This is a genomic window from Amycolatopsis sp. NPDC043885 (genome assembly GCF_056435685.1).
In genome coordinates, this window is record NZ_JBWKEA010000008.1 from 79,667 (window position 1) to 94,261 (window position 14,595).

17 protein-coding genes are annotated in these 14,595 nt (G+C 69.7%); 9 read left to right on the forward strand and 8 right to left on the reverse strand.

The genetic code is table 11. The features are described from left to right. Nucleotides 1–21: 21 nt before the first annotated feature. A complete protein-coding gene (locus AC069I_RS23440) occupies nucleotides 22–501 on the reverse strand; it encodes a hypothetical protein (protein ID WP_478266402.1) in 480 nt (159 codons plus the stop codon). Between the two features lie 71 nt (nucleotides 502–572). On the opposite strand from AC069I_RS23440, the gene AC069I_RS23445 reads away from it, so the two are divergent. From AC069I_RS23445 to AC069I_RS23470, 6 genes are all read left to right on the forward strand, one after another. Beyond that, nucleotides 573–1,619 (forward strand): sensor histidine kinase, encoded by a 1,047-nt coding sequence (locus AC069I_RS23445; protein WP_478228536.1) that lies wholly within the window; start codon nucleotides 573–575, stop codon nucleotides 1,617–1,619. After that, nucleotides 1,616–2,386, forward strand: a complete 771-nt coding sequence (locus tag AC069I_RS23450; protein WP_340683590.1) for a LytR/AlgR family response regulator transcription factor — start codon at nucleotides 1,616–1,618, stop codon at nucleotides 2,384–2,386. The genes AC069I_RS23445 and AC069I_RS23450 overlap by 4 nt, the downstream gene beginning before the upstream one ends. Continuing rightward, complete coding sequence (locus AC069I_RS23455; RefSeq protein ID WP_478228537.1) at nucleotides 2,383–2,730, forward strand: hypothetical protein; 348 nt, start codon at nucleotides 2,383–2,385, stop codon at nucleotides 2,728–2,730. The genes AC069I_RS23450 and AC069I_RS23455 overlap by 4 nt, the downstream gene beginning before the upstream one ends. Further along, nucleotides 2,730–4,463 (forward strand): sodium/solute symporter, encoded by a 1,734-nt coding sequence (locus tag AC069I_RS23460; protein WP_478266403.1) that lies wholly within the window; start codon nucleotides 2,730–2,732, stop codon nucleotides 4,461–4,463. Before AC069I_RS23455 ends, AC069I_RS23460 begins: the two co-directional genes overlap by 1 nt. Before the next feature lie 67 nt (nucleotides 4,464–4,530). Continuing rightward, entirely contained in the window at nucleotides 4,531–4,872 is a 342-nt protein-coding gene (locus AC069I_RS23465; RefSeq protein WP_340683592.1) for a DUF485 domain-containing protein, read from the forward strand. After that, nucleotides 4,869–6,497, forward strand: coding sequence for a solute symporter family protein (locus AC069I_RS23470; RefSeq protein ID WP_478228539.1), 1,629 nt, complete (start codon nucleotides 4,869–4,871; stop codon nucleotides 6,495–6,497). Before AC069I_RS23465 ends, AC069I_RS23470 begins: the two co-directional genes overlap by 4 nt. Nucleotides 6,498–6,555: 58 nt before the next feature. On the opposite strand, the gene AC069I_RS23475 is transcribed toward AC069I_RS23470, so the two are convergent. Both AC069I_RS23475 and AC069I_RS23480 read right to left on the reverse strand, forming a co-directional pair. Next, nucleotides 6,556–7,299 (reverse strand): isocitrate lyase/PEP mutase family protein, encoded by a 744-nt coding sequence (locus AC069I_RS23475; RefSeq protein ID WP_478266404.1) that lies wholly within the window; start codon nucleotides 7,297–7,299, stop codon nucleotides 6,556–6,558. Further along, the gene (locus AC069I_RS23480; protein WP_007031709.1) at nucleotides 7,296–7,760 is read right to left on the reverse strand and encodes a carboxymuconolactone decarboxylase family protein; all 465 of its coding nucleotides are present in this window, start codon (nucleotides 7,758–7,760) and stop codon (nucleotides 7,296–7,298) included. Before AC069I_RS23480 ends, AC069I_RS23475 begins: the two co-directional genes overlap by 4 nt. A gap of 46 nt (nucleotides 7,761–7,806) precedes the next feature. On the opposite strand from AC069I_RS23480, the gene pdxR reads away from it, so the two are divergent. Next, on the forward strand, nucleotides 7,807–9,186 hold the full coding sequence (gene pdxR / locus AC069I_RS23485; protein ID WP_478228541.1) for a MocR-like pyridoxine biosynthesis transcription factor PdxR: 1,380 nt from the start codon (nucleotides 7,807–7,809) through the stop codon (nucleotides 9,184–9,186). Between the two features lie 79 nt (nucleotides 9,187–9,265). Here the strand turns inward: pdxR and AC069I_RS23490 are convergent, their stop codons facing one another. Further along, the gene (locus tag AC069I_RS23490) at nucleotides 9,266–9,946 is read right to left on the reverse strand and encodes a peptidylprolyl isomerase (protein WP_478228579.1); all 681 of its coding nucleotides are present in this window, start codon (nucleotides 9,944–9,946) and stop codon (nucleotides 9,266–9,268) included. Nucleotides 9,947–10,092: 146 nt separating this feature from the next. On the opposite strand from AC069I_RS23490, the gene AC069I_RS23495 reads away from it, so the two are divergent. Beyond that, nucleotides 10,093–10,680 (forward strand): hypothetical protein, encoded by a 588-nt coding sequence (locus AC069I_RS23495; RefSeq protein ID WP_478228542.1) that lies wholly within the window; start codon nucleotides 10,093–10,095, stop codon nucleotides 10,678–10,680. Between the two features lie 58 nt (nucleotides 10,681–10,738). Here AC069I_RS23495 and meaB read toward each other — a convergent pair whose 3' ends face one another. Together meaB and AC069I_RS23505 are read right to left on the reverse strand one after the other, a co-directional pair. Further along, the gene (gene meaB, locus AC069I_RS23500) at nucleotides 10,739–11,707 is read right to left on the reverse strand and encodes a methylmalonyl Co-A mutase-associated GTPase MeaB (protein WP_478228543.1); all 969 of its coding nucleotides are present in this window, start codon (nucleotides 11,705–11,707) and stop codon (nucleotides 10,739–10,741) included. Nucleotides 11,708–11,712: 5 nt separating this feature from the next. Further along, complete coding sequence (locus tag AC069I_RS23505; RefSeq protein ID WP_478228544.1) at nucleotides 11,713–12,894, reverse strand: acetyl-CoA C-acetyltransferase; 1,182 nt, start codon at nucleotides 12,892–12,894, stop codon at nucleotides 11,713–11,715. Between the two features lie 131 nt (nucleotides 12,895–13,025). Here AC069I_RS23505 and mce point away from each other — a divergent pair, with 131 nt between their 5' ends. Further along, complete coding sequence (mce, locus tag AC069I_RS23510) at nucleotides 13,026–13,475, forward strand: methylmalonyl-CoA epimerase (RefSeq protein ID WP_478228545.1); 450 nt, start codon at nucleotides 13,026–13,028, stop codon at nucleotides 13,473–13,475. Here the strand turns inward: mce and AC069I_RS23515 are convergent. Together AC069I_RS23515 and AC069I_RS23520 are read right to left on the reverse strand one after the other, a co-directional pair. Next, nucleotides 13,469–14,032 carry a TetR/AcrR family transcriptional regulator gene (locus AC069I_RS23515; protein ID WP_125673592.1) on the reverse strand — a complete coding sequence of 188 codons (564 nt, stop codon included), beginning with the start codon at nucleotides 14,030–14,032 and terminating at the stop codon, nucleotides 13,469–13,471. The two genes, mce and AC069I_RS23515, sit on opposite strands and share 7 nt — an antisense overlap. Nucleotides 14,033–14,048: 16 nt before the next feature. Continuing rightward, the gene (locus AC069I_RS23520; protein ID WP_478228546.1) at nucleotides 14,049–14,417 is read right to left on the reverse strand and encodes an SPW repeat protein; all 369 of its coding nucleotides are present in this window, start codon (nucleotides 14,415–14,417) and stop codon (nucleotides 14,049–14,051) included. Nucleotides 14,418–14,595 lie beyond the last annotated feature (178 nt).

Consider the following 14,595-nt stretch of genomic DNA (forward strand, 5'->3'; position numbering starts at 1 on the left):
TTCATAGCGTTCGGGGGGCGCTCACTCGGCGAACTCGACCACCCCAGCGGGTGCGAAGAGCGTGAGACCCGCGTACAGCCGGGCGCCACCGCCAAGGTGCCCCAGCGCGTACGCGTACTCGCCGTCCTCAAGCAACACTTCGGGCCCCGAGCCGGTCCATTCGATCCGGTAGTGCCACCAGTGCATCCACCGCCCCACGCGGCGCTTCTCCCGCCACACCCGCAGCCGCGTCACTTCGGTCCACCGGACCTCGAACACACCCGGGACCGCGAACCCCGCGGCGGAAATCGCCAACGAGCCCGCCGAGCGCCGCAGGGCGAGCAGGATCAGCCCGGCGAAGGCCACGCTGAGCAGGCCGAACACCACCCCGGAAACCGAGCCGGAGAACAACGCCAGAACGACGGCCACCAGGCCGCCCCCGCCGAACACCACGAACCCCGCCCACGCGAACCGGCGCATCACGACGTCCAGCCGGAGCACCACCGCATCCCCAGTGACCATGCCCGGAGCGTAACCGCCGAATCCACGCAGCGACGTTAGGATCTAGGCCCCGACGTCGCGGAGGAGGCCGGATGACCACCCGTCTGCCCTGGCGTCCCGCCGCGAGCGCGGATCCGGTGCCGGTGCTCGCCGCCGCCCAGCGTGTCTCCGACGATCTCATGGACGGCCTGGCCGGGCCCCGCGCCCGCCACGCGGCGCACGGCCTCCGGCGGCTGTTCGGCGTCCCCGGCCTCGGGTTGACCGACCTCTCCGGCTCGCTGATCTGGTCGGGCAGACCGGCCGCCGACGACGTCGTGATCGCGGCGCTCGACGAGGTCCTCCACTCCGAGACGCCGGTGTCCGAGCCCGGGCTACTGGCCCTGCCGCTCCACGTCCACGACGAACTGGCCGGCGTCCTCCTGGTCGCCGATGGCAAGAACGCCCTCGCCCGGCAGGCCGCCGAGCTCGTCGTCCACGCGCTCGAACGCGGCAGGCTGGAAGCCTCCGCCGAGCAGGCCGCGGAGGCCGAACTGCGCGCGCTGCGGGCCGAGATCTCACCGCATTTCGTCTACAACGCGCTCACCGTGATCTCCTCGCTGGTCCGCTCCGACCCGGACCGCGCCCGCGATCTGATGCTCGACTTCGCCGAGTACACCCGCTACAGCCTCGCCCGCCACGGCGAGTACACGATGGTCGCCGAGGAGTTCCGCGCCATCGAGACGTATCTGGCCCTGCAGCGCGCGGTACTCGGCGAGCGGCTGCGGGTGCAGGTGCGCGTCGCGCCGGAGGTGCTGGCCGTCGCCGTGCCGTACCTCGTGCTGGAACCGCTGGTGGAGAACGCGATCCGGCACGGGATCGAGCCACGCGCCGAGGCGGGGTTCATCCAGGTTCAGGGAATGGCGGAAGGGAACGACTGCGTGATCAGCGTCGAGGACGACGGTGTCGGCATGGACCCCGCACGCGCGGCGGCGATCCTGGCCGGGCGCGGCGACGACGGCGGCGTCGGACTGGCCAATGTGGACAGAAGGCTGCGCAGCGTCTACGGCCCGTGGTACGGACTGACGGTCGAGACCGAGACCGGCGCGGGCACCAGGGTCGTGGTGCGCGTGCCCCGTTTCCAGCCGGGGGTGCTGCCGTGACGAACGGGCTGCGGGTGCTGGCGGTCGACGACGTCCCGCCCGCCCTCGACGAGCTGTGCAGCTTGCTGCGCGAGGCACCGGAAGTCGCCGAGGTGGTCGCCGCCGGTGACGCCGTCAACGCGCTCAAACTTTTGCAGGGCAGTCATTTCGATGCCGTCTTCCTCGACATCTCCATGCCCGGCCTCGACGGGCTCGAGCTCGCCTCGCTGCTGGCGCGGCTCAGCGAACCACCGGTGATCGTGTTCGTCACCGCGCATGACGGGCACGCCGTGGCCGCGTACGGGATCGGCGCGGTCGACTACCTGCTCAAACCGGTCCGCGCGGAACGGCTGTCCGCCGCACTGTCCAAAGTGGTCCGGATGGCGGGCAACCAGCCCGACGAGCCGAAACCCGCGCCGGACGCGATGTCCGCGCTGCCGGTGGAATCCGGCGGGCGCACGCGGTACGTCCGCCGCGACGACGTCCAGTTCGTCGAGGCGCACGGCGACTATGTCCGGCTGCACACGAAATCCGGCGTCCACGTCACGCGGATGCCCATCTCCCGGCTCGAAGAGTATTGGGAGGGAACGGGATTCACCCGCGTGCACCGGGGTTTCCTGCTCGCCGTGGACGCCGTGCTCGAACTGCGCAGCGACACGACCGGCGGGCTGTTGGCGCATACCGAAGCGGGTGACGTGCCGGTGAGCCGCCGCCACGCGCGCGACCTGCGCGACCGGCTGCTCGCCGCCGCGCAGCGCGGCGAACTGGGCCGGGGAAGCCGCTCGTGAGCCGTGTCAAACGGGTCGCCGTCACCAGCCCGCAGACCCGGCTCGCGCATTCGCGGCGCCGTTCGCGCGGACGTTGGCGGGTTCCCCGGCTGGCAGCGAGTGACGCCGAACGCGCGGACGCGCTCTACCGGGCCCAGCGCCGCCGAGGGATTCCCGCGCTGGCCGGGATGTTCGGGCTGGTGTTCGGGCTCCCCCTGGTGTTCGGGGTGTTCCCCGGGCTGGATTCGGTGCGGCTGCTGGGTATCCCGCTGTCCTGGCTGATGATCGCGATCCTCCCGTACCCGGCGATGGCGCTGCTGTCGTGGTGGCAGTTGCGCCGGGCGGAAAAGATCGAGGACGAGTAGTGGTCACAGCGTTCGCGGTGGCCCCCGTCGTGCTGGTCACCCTGCTGATCGGGTTGCGCGGGGTCGCGGCCATGCGCACGACGTCGGATTTCCTCGTCGCCTCGCGCCGGATCTCGCCGCTGGTCAACTCCGCCGCGGTCTCCGGCGAATACCTGTCCGCGGCGTCGTTCCTCGGCGTCGCGGGCCTGGTGGTGAAGGACGGCATCGGCGCGCTCTGGTACCCGGTCGGATTCACCGCCGGGTACATCGCGATGCTCGTGCTCGTCGCGGCGCCGATGCGGCGCTCCGGCGCGCTCACCGTCCCGGACTTCGCCGAGGCGCGGCTCGCTTCCCCCGCACTGCGCCGTCTGGCCGCCGTCGTCGTCCTCGTGATCGGAACCCTTTACCTGGTCCCGCAGTTCCGCACCGCGGGGCTCGTGCTGACCGCCGTCGGCGGCACGCCGTACTGGGTCGGCGTCGTCATCGCGGGCACCGCCGTCAGCGCGACACTGGCACTCGGCGGCATGCGCGCGGCGACCTACGTCCAGGCGTTCCAGTTCGTGCTGAAACTGCTGCTGTTCATCATCCCCGCGATCTGGCTGGTCTCCCAGGTCTCCCCGGAGGAACGGTCGGCTTCGGTGCACCCGGTGGAATTCACCCACTTCGCCCGCGACACCCAGCTGTCCTTCGAGATCGACGTGACGCTGACCCTGCGCGAGCCGACCACCCTGCTCACCCCGGAAAAGCACGTGGTGCCGCCGGGAGAACTGGTGGCCAGGAGCGGGGAAACGCTGGAATTCGCCGAGGGCACGCCGGTTCCCGCCGTCCGGGGCGGTGCCCCGCTGGGCGGGCCGGACTGGCAACGGCCGCTGCTCGACCTCGGCGATCAGGGTTATCCGCTGCTCGGCACGTGGGCGATCCTGATCGCCACCATGCTCGGCACCATGGGCCTGCCGCACGTCCTGATGCGCTTCCACACCAGCCCGGACGGCCGCGCCGCCCGCCGGACCGCGGCGATCACCGTCGCCCTGCTCGGCGTCTTCTACCTGTTCCCAGGGGTTTACGGCGTCTTCGGCCGCGTGCTGGTGCCCGAGCTGTACGTCTCGGGCGCGACGGACACGGTCGTCGTCGCGCTGCCGGCGCAGATCGACGACGGCTGGGCGGGGTCGTTGTTCACCGGATTGCTGACGGCGGGCGCGTTCGCGGCTTTCCTGGCGACGTCGCTCGGGCTGCTGCTGGTGATCTCCGGCGCGGTCGCGCACGACCTGGCGCCCGGCGGCCTGCGGAGACTGCGCTGGTCGGTGCTCGGGGCGGCGGCGGTGATGGTCCTGCTCGCGCTGCCGTCGGCCAGATTGGACGCGGGCGTCCTCGTCACCTGGGGCTTCACCGTGGCCGCGTCCACGTTCTGCCCGTTGCTGGTGCTCGGCATCTGGTGGAACCGGCTGACCGCCGCGGGCGCGATCAGCGGCGTCCTCGCCGGGCTCGTCGCGTCTTCGGGCTCGATCCTCGTGGCCTTGTTCGTCCCCAGCCTGAGCGGTCTGCCCGCGATTCTCGTGTCGCAGCCCGCACCTTGGTCGGTTCCGCTGGCATTCGGAGTAATGATCGTGGTTTCCTGGCGGGGCAGGCCTCCCGCCTGGTCGACGGCCGCCATGCTGCGGCTGCACTTGGACGATCGCACAGCCGAAACCCCCTCGTCGTGGTCGGACTACCGTTCGTCGACCGTTCGTCGTCTCGGCAGACGTTTGAACCGCTGAAGGTTCCGGTCTCCTTGACCTCTCCTTAACGTGTCGCGGAACACATTCGCGGTGCGAGGAGAGCACGATGAGTACCGAAACGAACGCTCCCAGTCCGCCGGAAACGGACTGGGACAAAGCCCATGACAGCGCGGAGTTCAAGGAACTGCGGGCTCGGTTGCGCCGGTTCGTGTTCCCCGTCTCGGCGCTGTTCCTCCTCTGGTACCTGCTCTACGTGCTGCTCGCCGACTACGCGCACGGCTTCATGAGCACGAAGCTGGTCGGGAACATCAACGTCGGCCTCGTCTTCGGTCTGCTGCAGTTCGTTTCGACCTTCGTGATCACCGGGCTCTACGTCCGCTACGCGAACAAGAAACTCGACCCCATCGCGGAGAAGATCCGCACGGACATCGAGAGTGAGACCAAATGACCCTCGCCGCCGGAGTCGAGGGCAGCAGCCCCGTACTCAACATCACCATCTTCGGCCTGTTCGTGGTGGTCACGCTGTTCGTCGTGTTCCGGGCGAGCCGCAACACGAAGACGGCGTCGGACTACTACGCCGCCGGCCGCGCGTTCACCGGCCCGCAGAACGGCGTCGCCATCGCGGGTGACTACCTGTCCGCCGCGTCGTTCCTCGGGATCGCGGGCGCGATCGCCGTCTACGGCTACGACGGATTCCTTTACTCCATCGGCTTCCTGGTGGCGTGGCTGGTCGCGTTGCTGCTGGTCGCCGAACTCCTGCGCAACACCGGCAAGTTCACCATGGGCGACGTGCTGGCGTTCCGGATGAAGCAGCGCCCGGTGCGGGCCGCGGCGGCGACGTCCACGCTGGCCGTCTCGTTCTTCTACCTGCTGGCGCAGATGGCGGGGGCCGGTGGCCTCGTCGCGCTGCTGCTCGGGATCGAGAGCAAGGCCGGGCAGGCCGCGATCATCGTGATCGTCGGCATCATCATGATCGCCTACGTGCTCATCGGCGGGATGAAGGGCACCACCTGGGTCCAGATCATCAAGGCGGCGCTGCTCATCGCCGGCGCGCTGGCGATGACGCTGTGGGTGCTGGGCATGTACGGCTTCAACCTTTCCGCGCTGCTGCAGGGCGCGGTGGACAGGGCGGGCAGCGCCGGTGAAGCGCTGCTCGGGCCGGGTAACCAGTACGGCAAGACCGGTACGACGAAGCTCGACTTCCTGTCGCTGGGCATCGCTCTGGTCCTCGGTACCGCCGGCCTGCCGCACGTCTTGATGCGCTTCTACACCGTGCCGACCGCGAAGGAAGCCCGTCGTTCCGTGGTCTGGGCGATCGCACTGATCGGCGTCTTCTACCTGTTCACCCTGGTGCTCGGCTACGGCGCCGGCGCGCTGGTCGGCGCGGACAAGATCAAGGCCGCGCCGGGTGGCGTCAACTCGGCGGCACCGCTGCTGGCACTGGAACTCGGCGGGCCGGTCCTGCTGGGCCTGATCGCGGCGATCGCCTTCGCGACGATCCTCGCGGTGGTCGCGGGGCTGACGATCACCGCATCGGCGTCGTTCGCGCACGACGTCTACGCCAGCGTGATCAAGAAGGGCAAGGCGTCCCCGGATTCGGAGGTGAAGGTCGCCCGGATCACCGCGCTGGTGATCGGCGCGGTCGCGATCCTCGGCGGCATCCTCGCCAACGGGCAGAACATCGCGTTCCTCGTGGCGCTCGCGTTCGCGGTGGCGGCGTCGGCGAACCTGCCGACGATCCTGTACTCGCTGTTCTGGAAGCGGTTCAACACCCAGGGCGCGCTGTGGAGCATCTACGGCGGTCTCGCGGTCTGCGTCGTGCTGATCGTCTTCTCGCCGGCGGTCTCGGGTAAGCCCGTCGACCCGAAGACCGGGAAGAGCGCCTCGATGATCCAGGGCGTCGACTTCCACTGGTTCCCGCTGGACAACCCGGGCATCGTCTCGATCCCGGTCGCCTTCTTCCTCGGCTGGCTCGGGACCGTGCTGTCCAAGGAGCACAACCAGAAGAAGTACGCCGAGATGGAGGTCCGCTCGCTCACCGGTGCGGGCGCCGAGAAGGCGATCGCCCACTAGTCGCCGGGACGGTGCGGCCGGCATCCAACGCCCCCGGCCGCACCGCCCCGGTTCCCATTCAGTAAGGCAGCTTCCCCGCCGTCAGTTCGGCCAGCTTCGCGCGGAGATCGGCGCGGACCGACTTCCACAGCCCGGTGCCCAGCGAGATCCGCGCCACCCCCAGTGCGGTGAGCGCGGAGAGATCGGGGCCTCCTGGCATCGGAGCGGCGTTGACCGCTCCCGGCGCGACCGCCTTCACGAACTCGCCGAGCACCGCCGGCGACTTCACCAGGATCGGATAGACGCAGTCCGCCCCGGCCTCGAAGTACGCCTTGGCCCGCAGGATCGCGTCGTCCAGTGCCGCTCGTTCGTCGGACGCGCCGAGGAAGACGTCGACGCGGGCGTTGATCACCAGTGCGTCCCCGGCGGCCGCGCGCAACTCCGCGACCCGTTCCGCCTGCGCCTCGAGCGGGCGTACCCCACCTGAAGCGTGATCGGTGTCCTCGTAGTTGCAGCCGACGGCACCCGCCTCGGCCAGCCTCGCCGCGAGTTCTCCCGCTTCGAGCCCGTACCCGCCTTCCGCGTCCACGGTCACCGGAACCGAGACCGCACGCGCGATCCGCGCCGCCGCCGCGAACATCTCGGCGGCGGGCGCGTCCTCCCCGTCCTCGTACCCGAGGACCTTGGCCACGGCGAAGGAACTCGTCGCCACAACAGGGAACCCGGCGGCTTCCACGAGACGCGCGCTGTCGGCGTCCCACGCGTTCGGCAGGAGCAGCGGAGTACCCGCGACGTGCAGTTCCCGCAGCCGAGCCGCCGTCATTCGGCGCGCTCGGGCAGCGGCGCGTGGCTGGTCACGCACATCCGGTTCCAGCTGTTGATCGCGATGGCCTCCCAGACCACGGCGCGGTACTGCTCCTCGGTGAAGACGCGGGTGGCCTCTTCGTAGACGTCGTCCGGGACGTCGTGCAGGGTCGCCACGTTCGTGATCGCCTCGGTGAGCGCGAGCGCGGCGCGCTCCTGCTCGGTGAACAGTTCGGTCTCGCGCCAGCCCTGCAGCACGAACAGCCGCCGCGGCGACTCACCCATCTGCAGCGCGTCGTGTGAGTGCATGTCGAGGCAGAAGGCGCAGTGGTTGATCTGCGACGACCGCATCTTCACCAGTTCGAGGATCTTCTGGTCGACACCGGCGTTGGCGGCGGCCTTCTCGACTTCGGCCTGCAGTTTCGCCATGGCCTGGTAGATCTCGGGCACTCGCTTGCCCACATGGATTCGCTCGGTCATGCCGTCGAATCTAGCGGCGACTGGCCCACGAGTATGGTCCAGTATCATGGCGGAATCGTGGTCCAGTTCGGGAATAGACGTCCATCTGGACTGGCGTCCCGAAAGCGGCCGGAGCGGGCTCGCCGCGGCGATCCGCGCGGCCATCCGGGAGGGACGCTGGCAGGCGGGCGCCGCGGTGCCCTCCACCAGGGCACTGGCGCAGGACCTCGGCGTGGCCAGGGGAACGGTCACCAGGGTGTACTCCGACCTCGCCGCCGAGGGATACCTGCGGACCACGCAGGGCGCGCCGACCCGCGTCGCGACGGCGGGCGCGCTGCCCGCGTCACCGCCGCGGCCCGTCCCCCGCGACCCGGCGCCGCGCTGGGACCTGCGCCCCGGCAGGCCGAACCTGTCCGCGTTCCCCCGCTCCGCCTGGCTCGCGGCGACACGGCGGGCACTGCACCAGGCGCCGATGTCGGCGTTCGACTACACGGCCGAGTCCGGTGCCCCGGAGCTGCGGGAAACGCTCGCCGCGTATCTGGCCCGCAGCCGCGGCGTGATCGCCGACCCCGCCCGCATCCTGGTGTGTTCCGGGTTCTCGCACGCGATCGCGGTACTGGCGCGGGTCCTGCACGCGCGCGGCGCGGACGAGATCGCGTTCGAGAACCCGTCGCTGCACATCTACCGGAACATCGCCGCCGCCAACGGTCCCCGCGTGGTCGGCGTGCCCGTCGACGACCACGGGATCACGGTGTCCGCTTTGGACAGTCCGGCGGTGGTGGTCACCCCGGCGCACCAGTACCCGCTCGGCGTCACCCTCGCGCCGCGGCGGCGGGCCGAACTCACCCGCTGGGCGGAGGAAACCGGTGCCGTCGTGATCGAGGACGACTACGACGGCGAATTCCGCTTCGACCATCAGCAGGTCGGCGCGCTACAGGCGCTGGCTCCGGAACGGGTCGTGTACGTGGGCACGACGAGCAAGACGCTCGCGCCGTCGCTGCGCCTGGGCTGGATGGTGCTGCCGCGGTTCCTGGTCGAGCCGGTGCGCACGGCGCTGGCCGAGAGCGGGGCGCGGCCCGCGCTGCTGGACCAGCTGGCGATGGCCGAACTGATCGAATCGGGCGCCTACGACCAGCACATCCGCCGCTGCCGCGTCGAATACCGGTCCCGGCGCGACAAGCTGCTCGCGGCCCTGCCGGATTCCGTGCTGCCGCAGGGGATCTCGGCCGGGCTGCATTTGGTGCTCCAGTTCCCCGGCGAGCTTCCGCGGGAGATGGAGGTGCTGGCCGCCTGCCGCCGCCGCGCCATCGGGCTCGAAGGGCTCAGCGAGTACTGGATCGGCGAGCCGCGGCGCGAAGGGCTCATCATCGGGTATGGCACCGCCGCGAAGCACTCTTTCGCCGGCGCCACCCAAGCCTTGCGCGAGGCCATCTTCGAAGTCACCTGACTCCCCGCATTTCGTCCTCTGAATGCGGTAGTACGTCCAACGAACCACCGCATTCAGAGGACGAAATGCATAAGGGGGGTCAGCAGAACCAGGGGCGCGCCCGGAGGATGTCGGTCTTCAGGACGGGGGCGCCGTCGACCGGGGCGGGGTTCTCCGGGGTCGGCTTGATGCCACCGGCGGCGACGTCGTCGAGGGTTTCGAGGCCTTCGTGACCCACGGTGCCGAAGATCGTGTAGTTCGGGCGCAGCGCGGAGTCGCCGTACACGACGAAGAACTGGCTTCCGTTGGTCGCCGGGCCCGCGTTGGCCATCGCGAGGACGCCACGCGCGTACACCTTGCGCTCGCCGGTCGGGTCGGTCGGCGCGGGCGGCAGGCCCACGGGCAGCTCGTCCTTGTACTTGTAGCCGGGGCCGCCCTCGCCGGTACCGCTCGGGTCACCGCACTGCAGCACCTTCAAGGTCGGGTACGCGGTCAGCCGGTGACACGTCGTGCGGTCGTAGAAACGGTGCTTCGCCAGGTGCAGGAAGCTCTGCACCGTGCACGGCGCCTTCGCCCGATCGAGCGTCAGGTCGATCTTGCCCTGGTTGGTCCTCAGCTGCACCGGGACCTTGCCCCGGTCCGGCGTGCGCCGGGGGTCCGGCGGCAGCGGGACCGGCCGCGCGGCAGGCTCATCCGGGGTCTGCGTGTACTGGCACGGCCCCTTCGTGACCTTCGGTGGCGCGCCCTCCGCCGACGCCGTTCCGGTGCCGGCCGCGAGCATCAGCCCTGCCCCCAGCACTGCCACAAAGACCTTCGCGATCCTCTGCACGGTTCCTGCCTCCCAGCCGTGGACGAAGAAGAGAGCATAGGGTGAATCCCCGGCGCTCACACAGGTCCGGAAGTAGGTCCGCGATTAGGGTCGAAGCCGTGGAGATCGCCGAACGACACCAATGGCAGCTGAACGCCTTGACCTTCCTGTACGCGTACACGCAGTACGTCCTCGTGCACGAGAGGGTCATGGCCGGGCTGCCGCCGGAGAAACCGGCCGAACTCGACAAGCCGCGCATGCTCAGGCTCGCCAAGGTCGTCGACGACATGATCCTCGACTTTCGCAAGGAGGACGGGCTGACCGATCTCGAACGGCGCCGGGTCGTCCGCCTCGCCAGGGAGATCAAAGCGCACGTCCGGGAGAAGTGGCCGCCTCGCGACGCGTCGCTCACCGAGTGGATCGCCTCGGCCGCGGCGCACTTCTACTGCGAGGAGCACATCAACAACGGCTACGTCCGGATGGGCCGCGTCTTCGATCCCGACATGGCAGACAGGTTCCTGGAACGCGTGGAGTTCTGCCGGGGCCAGACCGTCACGATCACGAAGTACGCCCACAAGGTGGCCGACGGCGAGCAGCTCACCTACGGCGAGACGAACCAGCTCGAAGTCTGGAAAGAGGACGCGATCGCCCATCTGGACAATCTCGACAGCGATTTCGGTGACATCAAGATGTACGTCGAATTCTGACCGCTGCCGCACCAACAACCTCGTGAGTGGTAAGGACGGTTAGAACCGTCCTTACCACTCACGAGTCGCGAAGATCTCCGATGAGTTCTTCGGCCGCCGCGAACGGGTCGAGTTTCCGCGCGACCACGCGTTCGGCCAATTCGGTGAGCCGGTCGCCGGAGCGCAGGTCGACGAGTTCCGCGCGCAGCCGCTGCACGGCGATCGCCTCGACCTCGTCCCGGGCCCGCGCCGCACGGCGGCGGGGCAGTTCGTCGCGCCGGACCAGCCAGTCGTGATGTTCGTCGAGCGCGCGGACGACGTCCTCGACGCCTTCGCCCCGCGAGGCCACCGTTCGCACGATCGGCTGACGCCAGCTCGGACCGCGGATCTCCCTGCGCACCAAGGAGATCATTTGCTTGAGGTCGTGCACGGTGGCGTCCGCGCCCTCGCGGTCGGCCTTGTTGACCACGAACACGTCCGCGATCTCCAGCACGCCCGCCTTGGCCGCCTGGATCCCGTCGCCCATCCCCGGCGCGAGCAGGACCACCGTGGTGTCGGCCAGTTTCACGACGTCCACTTCGGACTGACCGACGCCGACGGTCTCGATCAGCACGACGTCGAACCCGGCCGCGTCGAGGACCCGGACCGCCTGCGGCGTCGCCCACGACAGCCCGCCGAGATGACCGCGCGTGGCCATCGAACGGATGAAGACGCCCGGATCGGTGGCGTGTTCGGTCATCCGGATCCGGTCGCCGAGCAGCGCGCCGCCGGAGAACGGCGACGACGGGTCGATCGCCAGCACCCCGACCCGCAGGCCCCGCGCCCGCAGGGCCGTGAGCAGCGCGGACGTCGATGTCGACTTACCGACACCCGGCGGACCGGTCAGACCGACGACCCGCGCGTTGCCGGTGTGCGGCGTCAGCTTCGCCGCGACCTCGGGCAACCGTGGATGAGCGTCCTCGACCAGCGACAGCAACCGGGCGATCGCGCGGGGGACACCGTCCCGCGCGCGACCGACCAGTTCGTCGATGTCCAGCTGTACCGGCAAGGGCTTTACGGAACGCGGATCAGCAGCGCGTCGCCCTGGCCGCCACCGCCGCAGAGGGCGGCCGCGCCGAGCCCGCCGCCGCGACGGCGGAGTTCGTGCACCAGGTGCACGGCGAGCCGGGCGCCGGACGCGCCGATCGGGTGACCGAGCGCGATGGCGCCGCCGTCGACGTTGACCTTCTCCGGGTCGAGTCCGAGCTTGTCGGCCGAGACCAGGCCGACGGCCGCGAACGCCTCGTTGATCTCGACGAGGTCGAGCGCGTCCGCGGTCAGCTTCTCCTTGGCCAGCGCGGCCAGGATCGCGTTCGACGGCTGCTCGTGCAGGCTGGCGTCCGGACCGGCGACCACGCCGTGCGCGCCGATCTCGGCGAGCGCGGTCAGGCCCAGTTCCTCGGCCTTGGCCTTGCTCGCGACGATGACCGCGGCCGCGCCGTCGGAGATCTGCGACGCCGAGCCTGCGGTGATGGTGCCGTCGGAGGCGAAGGCGGGACGCAGCTTCGCGAGGCTTTCGGCGGTGGCGTCGGCGCGGACGCCCTCGTCCTGCGAGAAGACGATCGGGTCGCCCTTGCGCTGCGGGATCGACACCGGCGCGATCTCGACGTTGAACCGGCCCTCGGCGATGGCGGCGGCGGCGCGCTGGTGCGACCGCGCGGAGAACTCGTCCTGCTGCTCACGGGTGATGCCGTAGCGGCTGTTGTACTTCTCCGTCGACGAGCCCATGGCGACCTGGTCGAAGGCGCAGAACAGGCCGTCGTACGCCATGTGGTCGACGAGCGTGGTGTCGCCGTACTTGAAGCCCGCGCGGGACTTCGGCAGCAGGTGCGGCGACTGGGTCATCGACTCCTGGCCGCCCGCCACGATCAGGTCGAACTCACCCGCGCGGATGAGCTGGTCGGCCAGCGCGATGGCGTCGAGGCCGGAGAGGCAGACCTTGTTGATGGTCAGCGCCGGGACGCTCATCGGGATACCGGCGGCGACCGCGGCCTGACGGGCCGGGATCTGGCCGGCGCCCGCGGTGAGCACCTGGCCCATGATCGTGTACTGGACCGCGTCCGGCGAGACGCCGGCCTGCTCCAGCGCCGCCTTGATGGCGAATCCGCCGAGTTGCGCGCCCGAGAAATCCTTCAGGGAACCGAGCAATCGCCCGATCGGTGTACGGGCGGCACCCAGGATCACGGAACCGGACACGGCGTCCTCCAAGCATCGGCGCAAGGGCAAAGGGGGTCTTCGCGACCATACCCGGGTCGCGGGTCTCTTGATGGAGCCAGTGTGAGGCGGCGCACGCCGGTCCACTCGCTCGCGCACCTATCCTGCTCTGCATGAACCAGGCGCTGAAAACGTTCGTGACCGCCATCGACCACGTCGGCATCGCGGTACCCGACCTCGACGCCGCGATCGCCTTCCACACCGAGCATTTCGGCCTGGAGGTCGCGCACGAGGAGGTCAACGAGGAGCAGGGCGTCCGCGAGGCGATGCTGCGCGCGCCGGGCACCGCGGGGACCGAGACCGCGATCCAGCTCCTCGCGCCGCTGCGCGACGATTCCGCGATCGGCAAGTTCCTCGCGAAGAGCGGCCCCGGGCTGCAGCAGCTGGCGTATCGAGTGTCCGATGTGGACGCTGCCGCCGCGGCGCTGCGCGCGCAGGGACTGCGGCTGCTCTACGACGAGGCGAAGCGGGGGACATCCAACAGCCGGGTGAACTTCGTGCACCCCAAGGACGCCGGCGGTGTGCTCGTGGAACTGGTCGAGCCCGCGAAAGACGGTCACTGACCCCGCGTCAACGCTGAGGCGATGAAGAGGACCTCGCGGTCGATCTCGGCGGGGTCCCCGTCCTCGGTGTGCCGTGCTGTCGCGTGACGGTGGCTGACCGCCCGCGCGAGCAGTCCCGACGCCGAATCGACGTCGGCGATGGCGACCTTGCCGCCCGTCGCGGCGACGATCACGGCCTTCACCTGCCGGACGAGTTGCTGGAAGCGTTCGGCCAGCGCGTCGCGGACCGCGCGGTGCGTGTCGGCCTCGCGCCACAACAGGTGTGACAGCGCCAAGGACCGGTTGAACCGCCTGTCCAGTTCGACGACGAGGCCGCGAAGACTGCCCGCGAGGTCGCCGGGGACGACCACGACGGCCGGTTCGATCCGGGCGTCGGGCAGTTCGGCGACCAGCGCGGCCAGCAGATCCGACTTACGCCGGAAGTAGTAGTGCACCAAGCCTTTCGGCACGCCCGCCCGCTCCGCGATCCGCGAAGTGGGCGTGGCGTCGAAACCGGATTCGGCGAAGAGCGCCTCCGCGGCCCGCAGGATGCGCTGTTTCGCCGAATCCTCTTTCACGCCGTTTCCTCCTGGGTCAGTGCTGCCCCGCCGTCCGGTGCGTCGCCTGGGCGATCGGCATCGCCGCCGCCCCGGCCACCACGGTCAGGACGCCGCCGATCCAAGCGGTCCAGGACGCGCCCATGAAGTCGGCGTATCCCATCACCCAGGGCGAAATGAACAGCAGCGCGCCCAGGACGATCTGAATGCCTTCGCCGTAGACCATGCCAGGCATCGCAAGCGACGCGAAACCGTCTAGGGCGACCAGCGCGCCGAGAATGACGAGCGTCCACATGGCGGTGTTGTCCGTGGTCATCCAGAGGGGTGAAAGCGCGACCACGACACCGATGACCACCTCCGCCCAGTCATGGGGACGGGTCCAAGGGCGCGTCGTGGGTTCGTTCATGCGTGCTCACCTCCGAAAATCGGCTGAACCTGCAGGTCGGAGAGATCTCCACAGCCCATGGTCCGCTTGGTTGGCCGGCCGGTCAAGACCGGTCGATAACACTTCGGGATGTGTACGTGCTCCACGTCTCGTACAGTTGTGGACCTGGTTACCCATGAGTAATTTGGGCGAACCACTC

Excerpts from the sequence above, each read along its gene's own strand:
- AC069I_RS23470 (WP_478228539.1), top strand. The coding sequence starts at position 4,869 with ATGACCCTCGCCGCCGGAGTCGAGGGCAGCAGCCCCGTACTCAACATC.
- AC069I_RS23520 (WP_478228546.1), bottom strand. The coding sequence starts at position 14,417 with ATGAACGAACCCACGACGCGCCCTTGGACCCGTCCCCATGACTGGGCG.
- AC069I_RS23490 (WP_478228579.1), bottom strand. The coding sequence starts at position 9,946 with ATGCTCGCGGCCGGCACCGGAACGGCGTCGGCGGAGGGCGCGCCACCG.
- AC069I_RS23440 (WP_478266402.1), bottom strand. The coding sequence starts at position 501 with ATGGTCACTGGGGATGCGGTGGTGCTCCGGCTGGACGTCGTGATGCGC.
- AC069I_RS23475 (WP_478266404.1), bottom strand. The coding sequence starts at position 7,299 with ATGACGGCGGCTCGGCTGCGGGAACTGCACGTCGCGGGTACTCCGCTG.
- pdxR (WP_478228541.1), top strand. The coding sequence starts at position 7,807 with ATGGCGGAATCGTGGTCCAGTTCGGGAATAGACGTCCATCTGGACTGG.
- AC069I_RS23480 (WP_007031709.1), bottom strand. The coding sequence starts at position 7,760 with ATGACCGAGCGAATCCATGTGGGCAAGCGAGTGCCCGAGATCTACCAG.
- AC069I_RS23445 (WP_478228536.1), top strand. The coding sequence starts at position 573 with ATGACCACCCGTCTGCCCTGGCGTCCCGCCGCGAGCGCGGATCCGGTG.
- mce (WP_478228545.1), top strand. The coding sequence starts at position 13,026 with ATGAACCAGGCGCTGAAAACGTTCGTGACCGCCATCGACCACGTCGGC.
- AC069I_RS23465 (WP_340683592.1), top strand. The coding sequence starts at position 4,531 with ATGAGTACCGAAACGAACGCTCCCAGTCCGCCGGAAACGGACTGGGAC.